This is a genomic window from Macrococcus epidermidis (assembly GCF_003259695.1).
Lineage (GTDB): Bacteria > Bacillota > Bacilli > Staphylococcales > Staphylococcaceae > Macrococcoides > Macrococcoides epidermidis.
On the sequence record NZ_PZJH01000001.1, the window covers coordinates 996,665 to 1,014,679 of the forward strand.

An 18,015-nucleotide genomic window follows, 5' to 3' on the forward strand; every position below is an offset into this window, starting at 1 on the left:
TCTTGACGAGACAAATTTGTCTCGTTTTTTTATTTTTAATATAAATAAGCAAAGCACGAAAGAATTCATGCTTTGCTTAAACTTAAAACTCTATATTACTTTTCAATCGTTCCTGAATATTTTAATACTGGTTTACGTGCTGCCATTGTTTCATCAAGACGGCCGATAACAGTATCATGTGGTGCTTCTAATACGATATCTGGATTTTCTTCTGCTTCTTTAGCGATTTGAATCATCGTATCACAGAATGAATCCAATGTTTCTTTAGATTCAGTTTCAGTAGGTTCAATCATCATACATTCCTCAACGTTTAATGGGAAATAGATTGTTGGCGGATGGAAGTTAAAGTCTAACAGACGTTTTGCCATATCTAACGTTCTCACACCAAGTTTCTTCTGTTTAGAACCACTGATTACAAATTCATGCTTACAATGACGATCGTATGGTAATACGAAATAGTCTTGTAATCTTCTCATCATGTAGTTCGCATTTAATACAGCCACTTCAGATGCTTCTTTTAAGCCATCTGGTCCCATTGTACGGATATACGTGTATGCACGTAAGTAAATACCAAAGTTACCGTAGAATGGCTTAACACGTCCGATAGATTGTTCACGATCATAATCAAATTTAAATCCATCTTCAGTCTTAATAATATGTGGTTTTGGTAAGAATGGTACTAAATCAGCTTTCACACCAACTGGTCCAGATCCTGGTCCACCACCACCGTGTGGTCCAGTGAATGTTTTGTGTAAGTTTAAGTGAACTGCGTCAAATCCCATATCTCCAGGACGTACTTTACTCATGATTGCATTTAAGTTTGCACCATCATAGTATAATTTACCACCGGCAGCATGAACGATTTCACGAATTTCTAAAATATCTTCTTCAAATAAACCTAATGTATTTGGGTTTGTTAACATGATCGCAGCTGTATCTGGTCCAACTACACGTTTTAAATCTTCAATATCAACTAATCCAAATTCGTTTGATTTTACTGTAACTGTTTCAAAACCAGCAACTGTTGCTGATGCCGGGTTAGTACCATGTGCTGAGTCTGGTACGATTACTTTTGTACGGTTGTGGTCTCCATTCGCTTCGTGGAACGCACGAATCATCATTAATGCAGTCCACTCACCATGTGCACCTGCTGCAGGTTGAAGTGTAACTTCATCCATACCAGTAATTTCTTTTAAGTGTTCTTGTAAATCATAAATCACTTCTAACGAACCTTGAATCGTTTTTTCATCTTGTAATGGATGCGCTGCTGCAAATCCAGCCATACGAGCAACTTTTTCGTTGATTTTTGGATTGTATTTCATCGTACAAGAACCAAGTGGATAGAATCCAGAGTCAACACCGTGGTTTTTATTAGATAATTCAGTGTAATGACGCATTAAATCTAATTCAGCGATTTCTGGTAACATCGCACGTTCTTTACGAATGAACTTGCTATCTAAAATATCTTCAACTTTTTTATTTTCAACTTCTAATTCAGGTAATGAATAACTGAAACGATTTTCTTTTGAACGTTCAAAAATTAATGGAGAGCTTCCTTTAAGCATTGAACACACCTACTTTCGCGATAAATGTATCGATCTCTTCTTTCGTTCGTAACTCGGTAACAGCGATTAACATATGATTTTCATACTTGCTATCCACTTGACCAAGATCATAACCACCAATAAATCCATCTTCTAATAATTTTTCATTGATTTCAGAAATTGGTGCGTTAAATTTAACTACGAATTCATTGAAAGTTGTACCAGCTAATACTGTGAAACCTTCTTCAATCATTTTTTCTTTCATATAATTAGCTTTTTGTAAGTTCTGGTTTGCCATTTCATAAACACCATTCTTACCTAATGCGCTCATTGCAACAGATGCAGCCAATGCATTTAAAGCTTGGTTCGAACAAATATTTGAAGTCGCTTTATCACGACGAATATGTTGTTCACGTGCCTGTAAAGTTAGTACGAAACCACGGTTACCTTCGTCGTCCTGAGTTTGACCAACAAGACGTCCAGGCATTTTTCGCATTAATTTGTTTGTTGCTGCGAAATATCCACAGTGTGGTCCACCAAGTTGAGCTGGGATACCAAATACTTGTGCATCCCCAACTACAATGTCAGCACCAAATTCACCAGGTGGTGTTAACAATCCTAAGCTCATAGGGTTACTTGATACTACGAATAATGCTTTTGTACCTTCTGTGTATGATTTAATCGTTTCTAAATCTTCAATACTACCAAAGAAGTTTGGGTATTGAACCATAACACAAGCAGTATCTTCATCGATTGCTGCTTTTAAAGCATCTAAATCTGTCACAGTATCTTTAACATCAATTTCAACAACTTCTAAATGTTGACCCGTCGCATAAGTTTGTAAAACAGCACGTGATTGGTCGTTAACTGCTTTAGATACAATAATTTTTTTCTTTTTAGTGTGTCCACATGCTAACATCGCCGCTTCAGCAAAAGATGTTCCACCATCATACATAGATGAGTTAGCACAATCCATACCTGTAAGTTCAGCAATCATCGTCTGGAATTCAAAGATAGCCTGTAATTCCCCTTGAGAGATTTCTGGTTGATATGGTGTATACGCTGTATAGAATTCACTACGAGAAATAACATGATCAACTACTGTAGGTATATAATGATCATAAACACCAGCACCTAAAAATGATGCGTGTGTGTCACTCGTAATGTTTTTATTTGCAAGCGCAGATAATTCTTTTAATAAAGGTGTTTCTGCTTTACGAGGTTTAATATTTAAATCCCCTTGAAAACGTACGCGTTCAGGAATGTCCTGGAATAATTCGTCGATAGACTTGATACCGATTGTATCCATCATTTCTTTTTTATCAGTTTCTGTTAATGGTATATAACGATGACTCATTTTTTCAACCCCTTAATTTTTATGGAATGGTGTTTTCACAATTTTTGCTGGCACTAATTTCTTACGGACTTGAACAAATACTTCATTACCAATTTCTGTCTGATCGATATTAATCAATGCTAACGCAATTGAACGACCAGTAGATGGTGATTGGGTACCACTTGTAACATAACCAATTTTATTGCCATCTTTATCTTGAACTTCATAATCTGTACGTGCGATGCCACGTTCTAACATTTCTAATCCAGCTGATTTACGAGCCAAACCTTCTTCTTTTTGTTTTGCAAGAACTTCACGACCAATAAAATCGCCTTTATCTAATTTTACGCTGAAGCCCATTTTAGCTTCGTAAGGAGTAATGTCAGTAGATAAATCTTGTCCATGTAATGGTAACGCTGCTTCTAAACGTAATGTGTCACGCGCACCTAAACCACAAGGTACAACACCTAAATCTAATAAACCTTCCCAAATTGCAACTGTGTCTTCTGCAGCACAGTAAATTTCAAAGCCGTGTTCACCAGTATAACCAGATTGACTAAAGATAACGTTCTTACCGAAGATTTCAACATCTTGAATAAATTCAAACATTTTTAATGATGCAATATCTTCTTTAACTTGTGACTTTAATATTTCTAATGCTTTAGGACCTTGAACCGCAATTTGTCCGTATTCTTTCGATACGTTCGTTACAGTTACACCATCAATTGTATGTTGTTGTAACCATTCAAAATCGATGTCTGTATTACCTGCATTTACTACTAATAAATATTTGTTTTCATCAAGTTTGTAAGCAACTAAATCGTCGATTACGCCACCATTTTCGTTACAGATCATTGTATATTGTGCTTTTCTGTCAGTTGCCTTTGAAATATCGTTCGTTAAAACATTTTGAAGATATTCTACAGCATTTTCACCTTCAACAATGATCTCGCCCATATGACTTACATCGAACATTCCAACATTTTCACGAACAGCAATGTGCTCTTCTTTGATGCTAGAGAATTGAACAGGTAAACCCCATCCAGAAAAGTCAATTACTTTTGCACCGTCTTCAATGTATTTGTCATACAATGGTGTTTTCTTTAATTCAGTCATGATTATCCTCCTAAAAATATAATTAAAAAAACAGCATAGCAAATGCTATCCTGTTGATTTCTTCAGGTTACGTCCGAAAATTATCCTTTTGCCTGAGAGTTTATATAGCTTGCCCCTTCGGCGATGATCACTCATTCTCTCTAATTTTCATCATCCGTCATTATTTGATTGTGAATTTCCTGCACACTTAAAGTTACATCATGTTCATTATAGACCTTGATGTATGCGATTTCATTATAACGTGAAATTCTACTGTTGTACAACTTTTTAATTTCTTCAAACGATTTATTCTGAGCATTGGGACGGTTATTATCACCAACAATTCTATTATACACAGTATCAATGTTCGCATCTACCCAAATATTTAAATTGTTTTGCTTTAATATTTCTATATTGTTCGGATTTTCAATTATACCTCCTCCAGTTGCTATGATAATATTCTTGTTTATATATGTTTTTAATACATCGTGTTCCAATTTACGAAAATAGGCTTCTCCAAATTTTTCAAATATTGCAGGAATCGATAAATGCTCTAATTCTACTATGGCTTTATCTAAATCTATAAAGGGTATATTCATTTTACGAGAAAGTAATTCTCCAACAGTTGTCTTTCCTGCACCCATAAAACCAATTAATACTATTGCCATCATTTATCCCCCTATTTAAAAAAAGCTATTTCTTTTGTGAAATAGCTTCAATAATTTCATTAAAATAATAATGCTCAAGATTATCTAATGTATTAAATTTTAACATGTATCTTGTGCTGAAGTAACTCAAAAATAATATTGTAAGCATTAACAATATCAGCATAGATGGAAAGATAAAGCCTTCAGATGATTTGATACGTAACTGTATGCTTGTTGAAACGTTCAATAGATAGGTATACTGCATTATCATGTATTTCAAAATATGCATTTTTGACTCCTTCCAACATAATAATATATCCCTCTTGATTAAGCTTTCTGATAATGCGATGTTTATGATATAGATATTGTATAATATCATCTCCGGTATATATCCAAAGCTGATTATTTACGATTTCAACATAGTCAGCATTATTTAATTCGTCATAGAGATCTCTTTGGAACATAGCATTATTAACATCAAAATGATCTGTGCTTTTTCCACTTAATTGATAAATGTTCATATAAATAAGCGGTAACAAACTCATAATCATTATTATAATTGATAAATTTATCATCATTTCGATCATCGTAAAACCATTACTTTTTCTTAATGCAGTATACTTTATCTTTCTTATAACAGATCTGGTCACCTTCAATGAAACCACCTCTTTCATTGATGACTATTTCTACATATGCTATTCGATACATTTCCAACGATTTTTTCTTTTGCTCATATGTATGAGATAATGTGAAATACATTGGCAACAAAGATAAAGTAATTAAAGCGACTACTGAAAAAGAAAGCAAGCTATCAATCAGCATAAATCCATCATACTTTTTCAATTCGTATTCTTCCTCTGTGTATCTGTACAACGATTTGATAAAGTGTATCACCAATATAATATTTAATCGTTCCACCTGTTCTAACTCCATTATTCTTAAAAATGATTTCACTATTTGCTAAACTATTTCCTTCATATATTTCACCTTGATTAATTATATATTTACTATTAATCCCTAAAACTTTTGATTGAATATAGATTGTATCGTTCCTTGGTGGGAACGATACAACTATAACTTCACCTGTTTCATAAGATTTCGTTTGATAATAATTTAGTAAAGAAATAATTTCATCGTTAATTTCTTCATCTAGCACTTCATTTTCATCAATTTTTGTGACTGGAACGATGATAATGATGATAACGATGATTAACAATACAAGTAATGATTCAATATAACTAAATCCATTATTGTTTTTGTGCCACCGCTTCTCCATTTTCAATATTGATTGGATCACCATTTTTACATTTCACCTGATTTTCCTTTAAAAATTCCGGTACAAGTTCATTAATCGACGTTGGCGTCTTTCCATTCTGAAGTTTATATGCTTCTATTTGTCCTTGTACCATCTTCACCTGTGCTGTACAACCTGTATTCTGAACATTATCAGATTGTTTTGCGATATTTGGAATAATCACAATGATTAATACCGAAATAACAAGCAAAACAAGCAGCATTTCTATTAAAGTAAATCCATCATTTTTACTGAATTGATTTTTAAAAGATCGAACAAAATGATTACTTTGTGTTTTAATAAATTTATACATTGTTATTCCTCCTATTGAATGCCCTCCATCATCTGGAGCATCGGTAATATAATGACTAAATACATTGCGACAATTAATAATCCTAAAACAATAAAGATGATTGGCTGGATACTTTTAATCAATTTGAAAATCCTCAGTTCAAATTTTTTAAAGACGTACTGACTATAATATTCGAGTTCTCTATCTAACTTCGAATTCTTCTCTCCATGCTGCATAAATTGAATCATAGACTTTTCAAATAACTGCAATTTAGAAACTGCATCAGGAAGTGCTTCACCTTTGATCAATTCCTGGTTAATGCAAGCTGCAATATAACTTAACGTTTGATCATTATTTTGACCTTCTAAAATTGAGATGACGTTTTTCATCATGACACCATTACTTAAAAAGAATGAAAGTTCAGCACTTACACGATAAGTTATAAATAAACGAAACAGTTGATTAATAACCGGAATTTTTTTAATGGTATAAAGTTGATTTTTAATATTGGATTTTTTAAAAATAAGAAAATAATAAAGTATTAGAGAAATGAGAAGTAATATTGTATATATAATTATTTGTGGAAGTGTATATAGTATATTTGTAAGGATTATGAGTTCTTTGCTTAAGGTCACACCCATTGAACTATACATATTTTTAAATTGTGGGAGTACAGTATGATTAACAGTAATGATTAATGCGATAAATATAATGATAAGTACTAACGGATATTGAATCGTCTTTATAAACTGCTGTTTCAGTTTCCGTTTTGAAAGATTATAAGCATAGCAATGTTTTAACGTTTCGTTAACATTTCCAAATGACTCACTGAAATGAACCTGCATTACAATATGATTACTATAGTTTAATAACTTCAGACAATCCGATAAAGTTTTGCCTTGTTCAAGTGCAGATAATACCAATTTCTTATCTGAAGATTTTACTTCATCATATTGAGAAAATAAAAACTTAATTGCTTCATATTGTGTAAAGCCGTTTTGCGTCATCTCACTTAAGCGGATTAAAAAATCATCTTCATATAATTTTAATTTGTTTCTATTCCAAAGCATAACGTTCATACTCCAGCTGCGTAATCTTTTCTTCGTCGTGCATAACTTGCAATTGTTCTGATAAAGGATGATAATGCTGAACTTTTCTATCATTTAAATAATTACGTACATCGCCTTTTATCAACTGCTCAAAAATACGTGTTCGATTTGTAGTAGTATTTACTAATCGCTGATTAATGATTATTTCCAGACACTGCTCAAGTTCAACTTTGGTTACCCCCATTTCCATCAACCGATGAATAGCACCAAAACATGTATTTGCATGGAGTGTCGACAGCACAAGATGACCACTTAAACTTGCATTGATGACTTGTTTTGCAGTTTCAGCATCACGAATTTCTCCTATCATAATAATATCCGGATCACAGCGAAGAATGGCCTTTATTGCATTCTGATATGTTATACTAGCTTTTTTATTTACATTGATTTGAATCATACCTTGAATTCTCTGTTCAACGGGATCTTCAATCGAAATAATCTGTTTATTTAAATTTTTCGCTGCATAATTTAACATTTGGTACATCAATGTACTTTTTCCGCATCCCGTAGGACCACTAATCAAAATTAATCCGCTTCCTTTATGCATTAAAGATAATAATTCCTGTTCGATTGAAATATTTTGACTAAATAATGCTGGAATTATTCGCATCACACAAGCTTCATGTCCAATCGTATGTGGTAATGTCGATGCCCTAATATTGTAAAGTATTTCATCCTTCTCATAGGTCAATATACCGCTCTGTGCTTTATTTTTTTCAGAAACATCAAGATGTGTTATAAATTTTACATATGATAATAATTTTTCGAATTGTTCAGTATTTAACTGATTATAAGCATACATATTACCTCCAATTCTGAATTTCATCATGACATTATCAGCTTCGGGTATAAAGTGTACGTCTGAAGTTTTTTTAGTGATTGCATCATTCAATATTGTATGTAATAGTTTTTCCATAAATCCCTCCTCTACATTAATATCGGGAACTTCTTCTATTTTATTTTTTTTCATCAGAATTTTTATTTCATTAATTTATTTTCTTATGAAACGGTTGAATAAATCCATTTATTTCCATCATTTTTACAAAATTAGAGGTTTACTTATTAAATGCTTATCTTTATAATAATAAGTGATATGAAGAGTTTGAATATAGGGGGAATAACCATATGGATAAAGTTTTTAAAACTTTAGGATTCTGGACAGCGATATTTGCAGTAATGTTCTACGTTGGCGGTATGTCAATGATGTCATTCATTTTCGTTGCTCAAACTGGATTTTTTGTATTATTAGGTTACTTAAAATTAACTGAAAGAATGTATATGTATATTTTTGCAGCATACTTAGTTGTATGTTTCGTAGGTTTCACATACTATTCAACTTTCTTATTAGAGCCAAGTTTTGGCCATCACGAATAAAAAACCTTCCTTTACGGAAGGTTTTTTTTAATAGCCATTTAAAAACGGATTACGATCCATCTCATGTTGAACTGTGGTATATGCACCATGTCCCGGACAAATAATAAATTGCTCATCAATTGTCATGAGCTGCTGATCAATACTATTTAATAATTGTTGTGTGTTACCCTCGTATAAGTCAGTACGACCGATACTTTCTTTGAATAATGTATCGCCAACTATTGCAAAGTTATTAAAAATAAAAGATTGACTACCTGGCGAATGTCCGGGTGTATGACGCACATCAAACGTAAACGAACCAATCGTCTGCTTCCCAAGTTTCATTATTAAAGGCTTTGTCTTTGCAATCACTGGTTCTAGACCATACTGTTTAAATTTTTCTGAACCATTTTTAATCGTATCCGTTAACCAGTATTGCTCTTCTTGTGATACATAGACCGGTACATTAAATCGCTCACAAATCGCATCTACTGCTCCGATATGATCAAAATGTGTATGTGTTAGAATAACAGCGATCACTTTCTTATTTAGTGGTAATACAGCATCGATAATCTTTTCTGGTTCATCTCCAGGATCAAAAATCAATATTTCAGAATCATTATGTATGATATAGCAGTTTGTTTGTATTTGCCCTAAAGATAATTTTATTTTATCCATAAATTACTCCTCCTAAAAAATGTACTCGACAAAGTTATTTATTAATTATACAATATTAATGATAATAAAAGTAATTTCATGGGGGTTATGTTATGCCGTTTATTAACACAGGCGAATTATTTGAAATCTTTGGTACAAAAATTCATATTGGTGTAAATATCTTTTCACTTTTAATGTTAGCAGTATTTTTCTTATCAATCAAAGCTTTATTTAATGCTGTTAAATCTAAAAATGTATTAGGCATTATCTTTGGCTTATTAGCTACTTTATCATTTGGATTCTTTTCACTAGCAACAATCTTCACATACGGATATCCAATTTTACATCACTAAAAATAAGACCAGGACATTTTGTCCTGGTTTTATTTTTTATTTCAGATGTTTATTTACTGCATCTATCTTGTCAATCATCTTTCGTTTTTTATCTCTTCTGTCATCAATTCTAATATTTGTACATACACGATCTAATCCCTGCTTAAAAGGTGACTCATGTATAGCTTCTAAAGCCATGAGACATTCGTGTAATTCTCCTTCTATTAAAGTACTCATTGGTGTTAACATATAATCGATTTTACCCTGCTGCTTTAAATCTTCTAATATTACTTGAATTTCCGCGATATACTTACTCACACTGATCGACTTACCGTCTAAAGGAATTACTACAACATCAATAATTGCCATTATACTTGCTCCTTTTTCACATATTGTTTGATCAAACCTGCAGCACCAATAATTCCAGCATCATTGCCTAAAGTCGCTGTTACAACTTTAGTACCTTGCGTTGCAGGCGTAAAAGTTATTTCACGATAGACATCTTCAATATGCTGAATTAAGAAATCACCAGCTTTAGATACACCACCACCAATGATGATATATTTAGGATTCGTTACAACACTAAATACACTCAATGCATATGCTAAATTTCTCGCAACTTTCTTTATAACGTATGTCGCAAATTCATCTCCAGCTTTTGCAGCATCAAAAACCATTTTAGCCTGTAGTGTTCTATTTTTTATCGCATCTTCAATTACCGTCTGGAATTGTAGTTCAGCATAGTAATGATAAGATAGGTTAACAACGCCTGTCGCACTCGCAACTGTTTCTAAGCAACCTTTCTTTCCACAGTTGCATTGGAATCGTTCTTTAAAATCAACTTTAAAATGCCCAAGTTCTCCACCAGAACCATTGTGACCATGGACAAGTTCATTATTGCTTATTATACCGCCACCGACACCAGTACCAAGTGTCACACAAATCACATCAGGTTCATTCTGTCCAGCACCTTTAAATTTTTCTCCTAAAGTTGCCACATTAGCGTCGTTGTCAACATAGACCGGTAATCCACTTAACTTTTCAAATTGTTCTTTAATATTGATCTTTCCATGCCAGTTTAAATTTATCGCACCATTAACAACACCCGTTTTAAAATCAATTGGACCGGGAACACCTAATCCTATACCAAGAACATCATTCATATCATAATTTTTATGTTTCGCGTTAACTACAAAAGAGTCATATACGTTCTTCAATATACTTTCGCCATTATTTTCAGTTTTGGTTGGAATCTCCCATTTATGTAGTATTTCTAAGGTTTCATCAAGAACACCTAACTTACAAGTAGTGCCCCCAATATCCGCAGCTAAAATAATCATATTTTTCCCATCTTTCTCTGATTTAATATTAAACGTGCCTGCACAAACTGTTCATTCGTAATAATACCGGCATCATGTAATGATTTTATCTCCTGATTCATCATTTCAATCGTATCTTTTTCATCTTTAAAATATATAATAATACCAAATTGTTTAAGTAACTGTTGCACATCGTAAAATGACTGCATTGTTTCACCTGAATTCTTTAAATTCTTTTTGAAGTTTTATATAAGAAGATATTCTATTGCGTTGAATTGCCTTGTTCAAATATTTATTAGCGCTATCATAATCATCCATTGCACGCATAGCCAAAGCCATCTGATAGTTTAATTTATCGCTATCAGGAAACTTGTTCAATCCTTTTTTCCATTCAGCAATACCGTTTGATAAACTTTCCTGTTTTGTCTTCAGCAAACCAAAATAAACATATGTTTCGTCATTATCATAACCTTTTTGAATAGTAGTAGTTAGAATTTCCTTCGCATCCTGATCATTTCCTGCAGCTATGGCCTGTGCAGCAAATTCATTATAAATATGGTGTTCTTTTTCAGAAAAAATATTAAAGAGTAACAAAATTACTATAATACCTAAACCAGCACTCATCCATTTAAAATACTGACTTTTCATATTATATAAATGTATTAGCATTGCAATGAACAAACCGCCAAATAAACCACCAAAATGAGCATAGTTATTAACATTGGCAAATAAAGAACTTGCTGCGAGATAGATAATACTACCTATTAGTATTTGCATAATAAATTTTTTATCAAATTTCCCACTAAAGATGATATACGCTATTGCTGCACCCATCAATGCACAAATAGCTCCACTTGCTCCAACAGATATAGAAGTCGTATCAAATGCCAGAGAAACTAAATTACCTATAATACCACCACAAATATATATCAGAAGATACTGTCTTTTTAGATATAAATATTCTATAATTTTGCCGAGAATAAATAGTGACATCATATTAAACAATAAATGCTGAAAATCAAAATGGAGAAACATTGAAGATATCACTCTGTAATAATCACCATGAACAAAATTAAAATGCGTTAATCCACCTTTTTCAACGAGCGTATCGACTTTATGCGTCATATGCCAAATATTCATTGCAATGAAACAAATGATATTTATCAAAATCAATAAATACGTAAGCGGTGTAAACTTAATCATAGCAGTATCTATCGGATTTTTTTTAATTACTCTATTTTGATACCACGATACAGATTGTGGCTTTGTTTTATTCGATATCGCTTTAAAAGGTGTGTTTAGTGTTTGTTTTACTGACTGAGAATTCGGACATGATATCACTTTAATATTTAGAGGCATCTCATTGATTTGGATTTCCTGGTCGATAAGCAATATTTCATAATGTTCAACCGATTGACTTACTAAACGCTCAATTTCTTCATGATGATCCATTATTTTCTGAACCATAAACATCGTTGATTGTGCTGTCTGTTTACTGAGTATGATACGTTTTAATGTTTTTTTACTACGACTATACAGCCATACATCATCCAATGCCTCTGAAGTTGTTATAAAATCATAATCAGTATATTTTATATATTCATAGATGTTTTTCCATATAAACTTCTCTGTTATCATTGATTGTCCTCATTAATTATTATTCTTTTCTCAGTAATAAGCATTGAAACAGGAATATCATGTGGTTCAATTAACACTTCACCAAGTTGAACTTCAAAGATTAAACTTACTGTTTGTCCTGTATAATGACTTAAAAATTTATCAAAATAACCGCCACCGTATCCAATACGATAACCATCTTCATTAAAAATGACACCAGGAACAACAAGTAATTCTGGCTGCGTACCAACTTCCTGCTGATGGTTCATGATATCTATACCATATGAATCTTTTACAATGTCCTCTTCTGAAGTATATCTTACAAAGTGCATCTGTTTCGTTTTATAGTCACAATATGGAACATATACTTTTTTTCCAAGACCCGCTGCATATTCTATTAACCATCTCGTATCTAATTCATGATTCATACTCATCGTGATACCAATTGAATTCGCATTTCTAAATACATCTTCATTAATAAAAGTATGTATTATCGAATCTTCTTTTTCAGTTTTATTTTGGTTATGCTTTAACTGCGCAAGCATCGCTAATCGTAAATCTTTTTTATCTGATTTAATTGTCATTTTCTCACCTCACTTATATTATACAATATAGCATAAAGAATGGAACGCACATAAAAAAACAGACATGAAAATTCATGTCTGCTCAAAAATTATTTAGTTTCTCTGTGTAAAGTTTTTTTATTATCTCTTGCACAGTATTTTGACATTTCAATACGTTCTGGGTTATTACGTTTATTTTTTTTAGTGATGTAGTTTCTTTCACCACATTCAGTACAAGCTAAAGTAACATTAACGCGCATAGTTGTTCCCTCCTCACGTTTCTAAATATCCATACGACTTTTCTATAATAACATGTGTCGCATGAATTATCTAGTACTAATTTATGAATTAGTTAAATCTTTCACCAGTAATCGTGAAATAAACACTTTCAGCGATATTAGTAATGTGATCACCAATTCTTTCAAGGTAACGACCAGCTAAATGTGCTTGTCCAGAAATATATGGATCATTGTCGATTAAATATGCACTATTAATAATTTCTTTATATAAATCATCAATATCATTATCTCGCTCAATAATTTCTTTAACTAAATTCACATCATTATTTTTGTGTGCTTCTTTAAGATCAGCTAGCATTAACATACTAAGTTTTCCCATTGTTTTAAGACGCATCAAAATATATTCATCTTCAAATTTTACTCTTTTACGAATCTTAGCTATATTTGCTGCATTATCTCCCATTCTTTCAAGTTCTGAAGATATTTTGCTTGAAGATAAAATCATTCTTAAGTCTGTAGCAATAGGTTGTTGTTTAGTAATTAAACTGATAATCTGATCGTCTATATTACTTTCCATAGCATTAATAACCTGATCATGTTCAATAATTTCTCTAGCAACAGATTTTTCATCATCACTTAATACATTAATACTTTTTTCGATAGTTCTATAAACTTCATCGGCAAGTTTTAAAACACTTTCTTCTAAATGTTGTAAACTTTCTTCGTATATTTCTCTCATATCAACCAAACCTTCCTGAAATATAACGTTCTGTTTGTTCGTCAGCTGGGTTAGAGAAGATCTTATCCGTTGTATCATACTCGTTGACGTAACCATTTAAGAAGAATGCTGTTTTGTCTGAAATACGAGCAGCTTGTTGCATGTTATGCGTAACGATAATGATTGAATATTGATTTTTAATTTCCTGAACTAACTCTTCTACTTTTAAAGTTGAAATTGGATCTAATGCAGATGTAGGCTCATCCATTAATATAACATCTGGCTCAATTGCTAAACAACGTGCGATACAAATACGTTGTTGTTGTCCACCAGATAAACCATAAGCATTTTTATCTAATCTGTCTTTTGTTTCATCCCAAATTGCAGCACCGCGAAGAGATTTTTCAACGATTTCATCTAAGATTTTTTTATCAGTTATCCCATGGATTCTTGGCCCATAAGTAATGTTATCATAGATAGATTTTGGGAATGGGTTAGGCTTTTGGAAAACCATCCCTACACGAGTTCTTAAGTGTTCAACTTTATAACTTTTATCAAAAATATTATCTCCACGGTATAGAATTTCTCCAGAAGTTCTTACGCTTGGGATTAATTCAATCATACGATTTAAAGTTTTGATATAAGTTGACTTACCACAACCTGATGGTCCGATAATTGCTGTTACTTCATTTTCTAAAATATCTAAATTGATATTTTGTAAAGCATGATGATCACCATACCATAAATCTAAATTTTTTGTTTGATAAACTATATTACGATTTGTTGGATTTGGTGTTTGACCTGTTACGATATTACGTTCTTTTTTTATATTTTCACTGCCTGTATTGTTTACTGTTTCAGTTGTAACGATAACTTTTTCATTATTCTTTACATCATTTGAAACTTTTACGTTGTTATTCATTATAAGACCCCTCTCAAATTAAAAACTAGAATTTTTTCTGATATTTATTACGGATAAAAATAGCAATTGAGTTCATAGCAATTAACATAATTAATAGCACGATAATCGCAGCTGAAGATACAAACTGGAATTCAGCTTTCGGTAATTTAGCCCATGTAAAGATTTGCATTGGTAAAGCCTGGAATCTGTCCATAATACTATCAGGAGTTTTCATGAAGATAGTTGGAATACCGATAACTACTAATGGTGCAGTCTCACCAATGGCACGAGATAAAGCTAAAATTGTACCCGTTAAAATACCAGGAATTGAAGCTGGTAATACAACATTTGTAATCGTCTGCCATTTCGTTCCACCTAATCCTAATGAAGCTTCACGAATCGCATTAGGTACTGCTCTGATCGCTTCCTGACTAGAAACGATTATAACCGGTAAAATCATTAATGACATTGTAAGTGCTGCAGCTAAAACCGACTTTCCAAGAGAAAGTGATTCAATACCGGCACCACGTACAAATAATGTTAATCCTAACAATCCAAATACAACCGATGGTACAGATGCTAAGTTAGCGATATTAACTTTAATAAATCTAGTAAATGCATTATCTTTTGCATACTCTTCCATGTAAATAGCAGTTGCCACACCTAAAGTTACTGCGATAGGCGCAATTGTCATCATTAACCATAATGTTCCGATCAAAGCACCTTTAATACCTGCTTTTTCTGGTGTTGTAGATGAGAAGTTTGTAAAAAACTGAGGCGTTAAATATCCTGCCCCTTTACGAATAATATCAAATAATAAAATTGCCAGTACAACCAAACCGATCATTGTACATAAGAAGAAAAGAAATTTAACAATTTTATTTTTTGACAGTCTGCCAGAGAGTTTCTTTTCAACTGTTTCATGATTAATTAATTCCATATTAATACTCCTCTCTGAATCGTTTAGTAACCCATTGTGAAATGAAGTTCATAATTAATGTAAATACGAATAATGTAAATCCTACTGCATAGATACTGTAGTAGATATCAGATCCGTAAGTAGCATCACCAGTCGCAACCTGAACGATAAATGCTGTCATCGTTTGTAATGAGTTCGTGAAATCTAAAGAGAATTCTGGTGAACTACCAGCAGCAAGTGATACGATCATTGTTTCACCGATAGCACGTGATACTGCTAATACGATAGAAGCTAAAATCCCAGATAATGCTGCAGGGAAAACTACTTTGATAGCAGTTTCTAATTTCGTCGATCCTAAACCTAAAGCTCCTTCACGAATTGCTTGAGGTACTGCACTCATCGCATCTTCAGATAATGAAGCAATCATCGGTACAATCATAATACCAATTACTAAACCAGGACTGATTGCATTAAAACTTCCTAAGTCTGGCCATACAGCGCGTAATAACGGCGTTACAAATGTTAATGCAAAGAATCCATAAACGATTGTTGGAATCCCCGCTAAGATTTCTAAAATAGGTTTAATGATTCTTCGCGCACGGTCACTTGCATATTCACTTAAATATAATGCTGCACCTAAACCAACAGGTACTGCAAATATTGTAGCGATAAATGTTACTTTTAATGTTCCTAAAATTAAAGAGATAATACCAAATTTCGGATCTTGGCCAAACGCATTCCATTCTTTTTCAAGGAAAAAGTCTGCAAATGAAACACGGGTAAAGAACGTAATTGTTTCAGTTAATAATGTAATCAGGATTCCAATTGTCGTTAAAATTGAAATTGAAGCAATGACAGCTAAAATTGTTGGAATCATCTTTTCAATGATGTTTTTCGAAGATCCTTTACTCTTGTTTTGAGCAATCAAATCTTGTACAGAAATTTTATTTTCCATAGTTTAGACTCCTTCATTTTAAAAGGGACGAAAAATTTCGTCCCTTAGAAAAATTTCATATTTGAATAATTATTAAGTTAATAATTATTTAACTTCTTCTAATTTTTTTAAATCTTCTTCATATAATTTATCTTCTAAAGCAACATAACCAGATTCAGTAGCAGCATCTTTAGCTTTTTCTAAAGTGAACTTTAAGAATTCTTTGAATGCAGCGTTTTCTTTAATTGAATCGTTTTTAGCATAGATGTATAATGGACGGCTTAATGGGTAAGAACCATCTTTAACTGTTTCTTCAGTCGCTTCAACACCTTCGCCTTTACCTTCTTTTTGAATCTTAACAGCTTTTAAGTTATCTTTGTTTTCCTGGAAGAAATTATATCCGAAGAAACCGATACCAGTTTTATTATCTTGTACTGATTTAACGATTACGTTAGTATCAGCGTTTTTCTCTGCTTTGATTTCACCTTTATCTAATACTTCTTCACTAAAGAAGTCATAAGTACCATGTGATTGGTCAGGAGAAAATGCTTTAATTTCTTCAGCTGGGAAGTCAGCACGAACATCTTTCCAAGTTTTAGCTTTTCCAGAGTAAATCTTAGCTAATTCTTCAAATGTTAAGTAATCTACAAAATCATTATCTTTATTTACAGCAACAGTTAAACCGTCAGTAGCAATTTTGAATTCAGTATATTCTATTTTTTTATCTTCTAAAGCTTTTTTCTCTTCGTCTTTAATGTCACGTGAAGCATTTGAGAAGTCAGTTTCACCAGCGATGAATTTCTCAAAACCACCACCAGTACCTGAAGTACCAACAGATACAGTTACATCTGGATATTCAGCATTGAATTCTTCATTGATTTTTTCTATGATTGGAGCTACTGTTGTAGAACCGTCACCTTTAACTTCACCTTTAATATCTTTAGCTGCTGTATCAGTACTAGCACCTTTATCTTCAGAAGCATTATCTTCTTTCTTGTCAGCTGCTCCACCACAAGCACCTAATAATAATGCAGTACCTAAAACAGTTGTTGAACCTACTAATTGCCATTTTTTCATTTTGAAAGTCCTCCTAATTGAATAGACGAATAATTTGTATTTGTTTATTACACTACTTACTATAGTGTA

At 32.5% G+C, this 18,015-nt stretch carries 23 protein-coding genes and 1 riboswitch; of the genes, 2 read left to right on the plus strand and 21 right to left on the minus strand.

Features of this window, described 5'->3' with window-relative positions; genetic code table 11:
* Nucleotides 1-95 precede the first annotated feature (95 nt).
* The 9 genes from gcvPB to comGA form a co-directional block, all read right to left on the minus strand.
* Nucleotides 96-1,565: an aminomethyl-transferring glycine dehydrogenase subunit GcvPB gene (gene gcvPB, locus BHU61_RS05235; protein ID WP_099578421.1), complete on the minus strand. Its 1,470-nt coding sequence runs from the start codon at nucleotides 1,563-1,565 to the stop codon at nucleotides 96-98.
* Entirely contained in the window at nucleotides 1,558-2,901 is a 1,344-nt protein-coding gene (gcvPA, locus tag BHU61_RS05240; RefSeq protein ID WP_111715156.1) for an aminomethyl-transferring glycine dehydrogenase subunit GcvPA, read from the minus strand. Before gcvPA ends, gcvPB begins: the two co-directional genes overlap by 8 nt.
* A 12-nt stretch (nucleotides 2,902-2,913) precedes the next feature.
* A complete protein-coding gene (gene gcvT / locus BHU61_RS05245; RefSeq protein ID WP_111715536.1) occupies nucleotides 2,914-3,999 on the minus strand; it encodes a glycine cleavage system aminomethyltransferase GcvT in 1,086 nt (361 codons plus the stop codon).
* A gap of 67 nt (nucleotides 4,000-4,066) precedes the next feature.
* Nucleotides 4,067-4,150: riboswitch (glycine riboswitch) on the minus strand.
* Nucleotides 4,137-4,643: a shikimate kinase gene (locus tag BHU61_RS05250; RefSeq protein ID WP_111715158.1), complete on the minus strand. Its 507-nt coding sequence runs from the start codon at nucleotides 4,641-4,643 to the stop codon at nucleotides 4,137-4,139. Its footprint overlaps the riboswitch before it by 14 nt.
* A gap of 182 nt (nucleotides 4,644-4,825) precedes the next feature.
* Nucleotides 4,826-5,272 (minus strand): competence type IV pilus minor pilin ComGF, encoded by a 447-nt coding sequence (locus tag BHU61_RS05255; RefSeq protein ID WP_239242759.1) that lies wholly within the window; start codon nucleotides 5,270-5,272, stop codon nucleotides 4,826-4,828.
* 179 nt (nucleotides 5,273-5,451) lie between these two features.
* Nucleotides 5,452-5,922: a hypothetical protein gene (locus BHU61_RS05260; RefSeq protein WP_170122460.1), complete on the minus strand. Its 471-nt coding sequence runs from the start codon at nucleotides 5,920-5,922 to the stop codon at nucleotides 5,452-5,454.
* Entirely contained in the window at nucleotides 5,870-6,229 is a 360-nt protein-coding gene (gene comGC / locus BHU61_RS05265) for a competence type IV pilus major pilin ComGC (RefSeq protein WP_111715163.1), read from the minus strand. The genes BHU61_RS05260 and comGC overlap by 53 nt, the downstream gene beginning before the upstream one ends.
* Nucleotides 6,230-6,240: 11 nt before the next feature.
* A complete protein-coding gene (gene comGB, locus BHU61_RS05270) occupies nucleotides 6,241-7,278 on the minus strand; it encodes a competence type IV pilus assembly protein ComGB (protein ID WP_170122461.1) in 1,038 nt (345 codons plus the stop codon).
* Nucleotides 7,265-8,233 (minus strand): competence type IV pilus ATPase ComGA, encoded by a 969-nt coding sequence (comGA, locus tag BHU61_RS05275; RefSeq protein WP_111715166.1) that lies wholly within the window; start codon nucleotides 8,231-8,233, stop codon nucleotides 7,265-7,267. The genes comGB and comGA overlap by 14 nt, the downstream gene beginning before the upstream one ends.
* A gap of 209 nt (nucleotides 8,234-8,442) precedes the next feature.
* On the opposite strand from comGA, the gene BHU61_RS05280 reads away from it, so the two are divergent.
* A complete protein-coding gene (locus tag BHU61_RS05280; protein ID WP_099578437.1) occupies nucleotides 8,443-8,691 on the plus strand; it encodes a DUF2626 domain-containing protein in 249 nt (82 codons plus the stop codon).
* A 27-nt stretch (nucleotides 8,692-8,718) separates the two neighbouring features.
* Here the strand turns inward: BHU61_RS05280 and BHU61_RS05285 are convergent, their stop codons facing one another.
* A complete protein-coding gene (locus BHU61_RS05285; RefSeq protein WP_111715167.1) occupies nucleotides 8,719-9,348 on the minus strand; it encodes an MBL fold metallo-hydrolase in 630 nt (209 codons plus the stop codon).
* 92 nt (nucleotides 9,349-9,440) lie between these two features.
* Between BHU61_RS05285 and BHU61_RS05290 the strand changes: the two genes are divergently transcribed.
* The gene (locus BHU61_RS05290; protein ID WP_111715169.1) at nucleotides 9,441-9,680 is read left to right on the plus strand and encodes a DUF2759 family protein; all 240 of its coding nucleotides are present in this window, start codon (nucleotides 9,441-9,443) and stop codon (nucleotides 9,678-9,680) included.
* Between the two features lie 36 nt (nucleotides 9,681-9,716).
* Here the strand turns inward: BHU61_RS05290 and BHU61_RS05295 are convergent, their stop codons facing one another.
* From BHU61_RS05295 to BHU61_RS05345, 11 genes are all read right to left on the minus strand, one after another.
* Entirely contained in the window at nucleotides 9,717-10,028 is a 312-nt protein-coding gene (locus BHU61_RS05295; protein WP_111715170.1) for an MTH1187 family thiamine-binding protein, read from the minus strand.
* Nucleotides 10,028-10,999 (minus strand): ROK family glucokinase, encoded by a 972-nt coding sequence (locus tag BHU61_RS05300; RefSeq protein ID WP_111715172.1) that lies wholly within the window; start codon nucleotides 10,997-10,999, stop codon nucleotides 10,028-10,030. The genes BHU61_RS05295 and BHU61_RS05300 overlap by 1 nt, the downstream gene beginning before the upstream one ends.
* Entirely contained in the window at nucleotides 10,996-11,187 is a 192-nt protein-coding gene (locus BHU61_RS05305) for a YqgQ family protein (RefSeq protein WP_111715173.1), read from the minus strand. Before BHU61_RS05305 ends, BHU61_RS05300 begins: the two co-directional genes overlap by 4 nt.
* Nucleotides 11,188-11,191: 4 nt before the next feature.
* The gene (locus tag BHU61_RS05310; protein ID WP_111715175.1) at nucleotides 11,192-12,616 is read right to left on the minus strand and encodes a rhomboid family protein; all 1,425 of its coding nucleotides are present in this window, start codon (nucleotides 12,614-12,616) and stop codon (nucleotides 11,192-11,194) included.
* Nucleotides 12,613-13,179 (minus strand): 5-formyltetrahydrofolate cyclo-ligase, encoded by a 567-nt coding sequence (locus BHU61_RS05315; RefSeq protein ID WP_111715177.1) that lies wholly within the window; start codon nucleotides 13,177-13,179, stop codon nucleotides 12,613-12,615. Before BHU61_RS05315 ends, BHU61_RS05310 begins: the two co-directional genes overlap by 4 nt.
* A gap of 89 nt (nucleotides 13,180-13,268) precedes the next feature.
* The gene (gene rpmG / locus BHU61_RS05320) at nucleotides 13,269-13,418 is read right to left on the minus strand and encodes a 50S ribosomal protein L33 (RefSeq protein ID WP_096076353.1); all 150 of its coding nucleotides are present in this window, start codon (nucleotides 13,416-13,418) and stop codon (nucleotides 13,269-13,271) included.
* Between the two features lie 88 nt (nucleotides 13,419-13,506).
* Nucleotides 13,507-14,145 (minus strand): phosphate signaling complex protein PhoU, encoded by a 639-nt coding sequence (phoU, locus tag BHU61_RS05325; RefSeq protein ID WP_111715179.1) that lies wholly within the window; start codon nucleotides 14,143-14,145, stop codon nucleotides 13,507-13,509.
* Nucleotides 14,138-15,037, minus strand: coding sequence for a phosphate ABC transporter ATP-binding protein PstB (pstB, locus tag BHU61_RS05330; protein ID WP_239242764.1), 900 nt, complete (start codon nucleotides 15,035-15,037; stop codon nucleotides 14,138-14,140). Before pstB ends, phoU begins: the two co-directional genes overlap by 8 nt.
* Nucleotides 15,038-15,062: 25 nt before the next feature.
* Complete coding sequence (gene pstA / locus BHU61_RS05335; protein WP_111715180.1) at nucleotides 15,063-15,956, minus strand: phosphate ABC transporter permease PstA; 894 nt, start codon at nucleotides 15,954-15,956, stop codon at nucleotides 15,063-15,065.
* A gap of 1 nt (nucleotide 15,957) precedes the next feature.
* Nucleotides 15,958-16,890 (minus strand): phosphate ABC transporter permease subunit PstC, encoded by a 933-nt coding sequence (pstC, locus tag BHU61_RS05340; protein WP_111715182.1) that lies wholly within the window; start codon nucleotides 16,888-16,890, stop codon nucleotides 15,958-15,960.
* A gap of 84 nt (nucleotides 16,891-16,974) precedes the next feature.
* On the minus strand, nucleotides 16,975-17,946 hold the full coding sequence (locus BHU61_RS05345; RefSeq protein WP_111715183.1) for a PstS family phosphate ABC transporter substrate-binding protein: 972 nt from the start codon (nucleotides 17,944-17,946) through the stop codon (nucleotides 16,975-16,977).
* Nucleotides 17,947-18,015 lie beyond the last annotated feature (69 nt).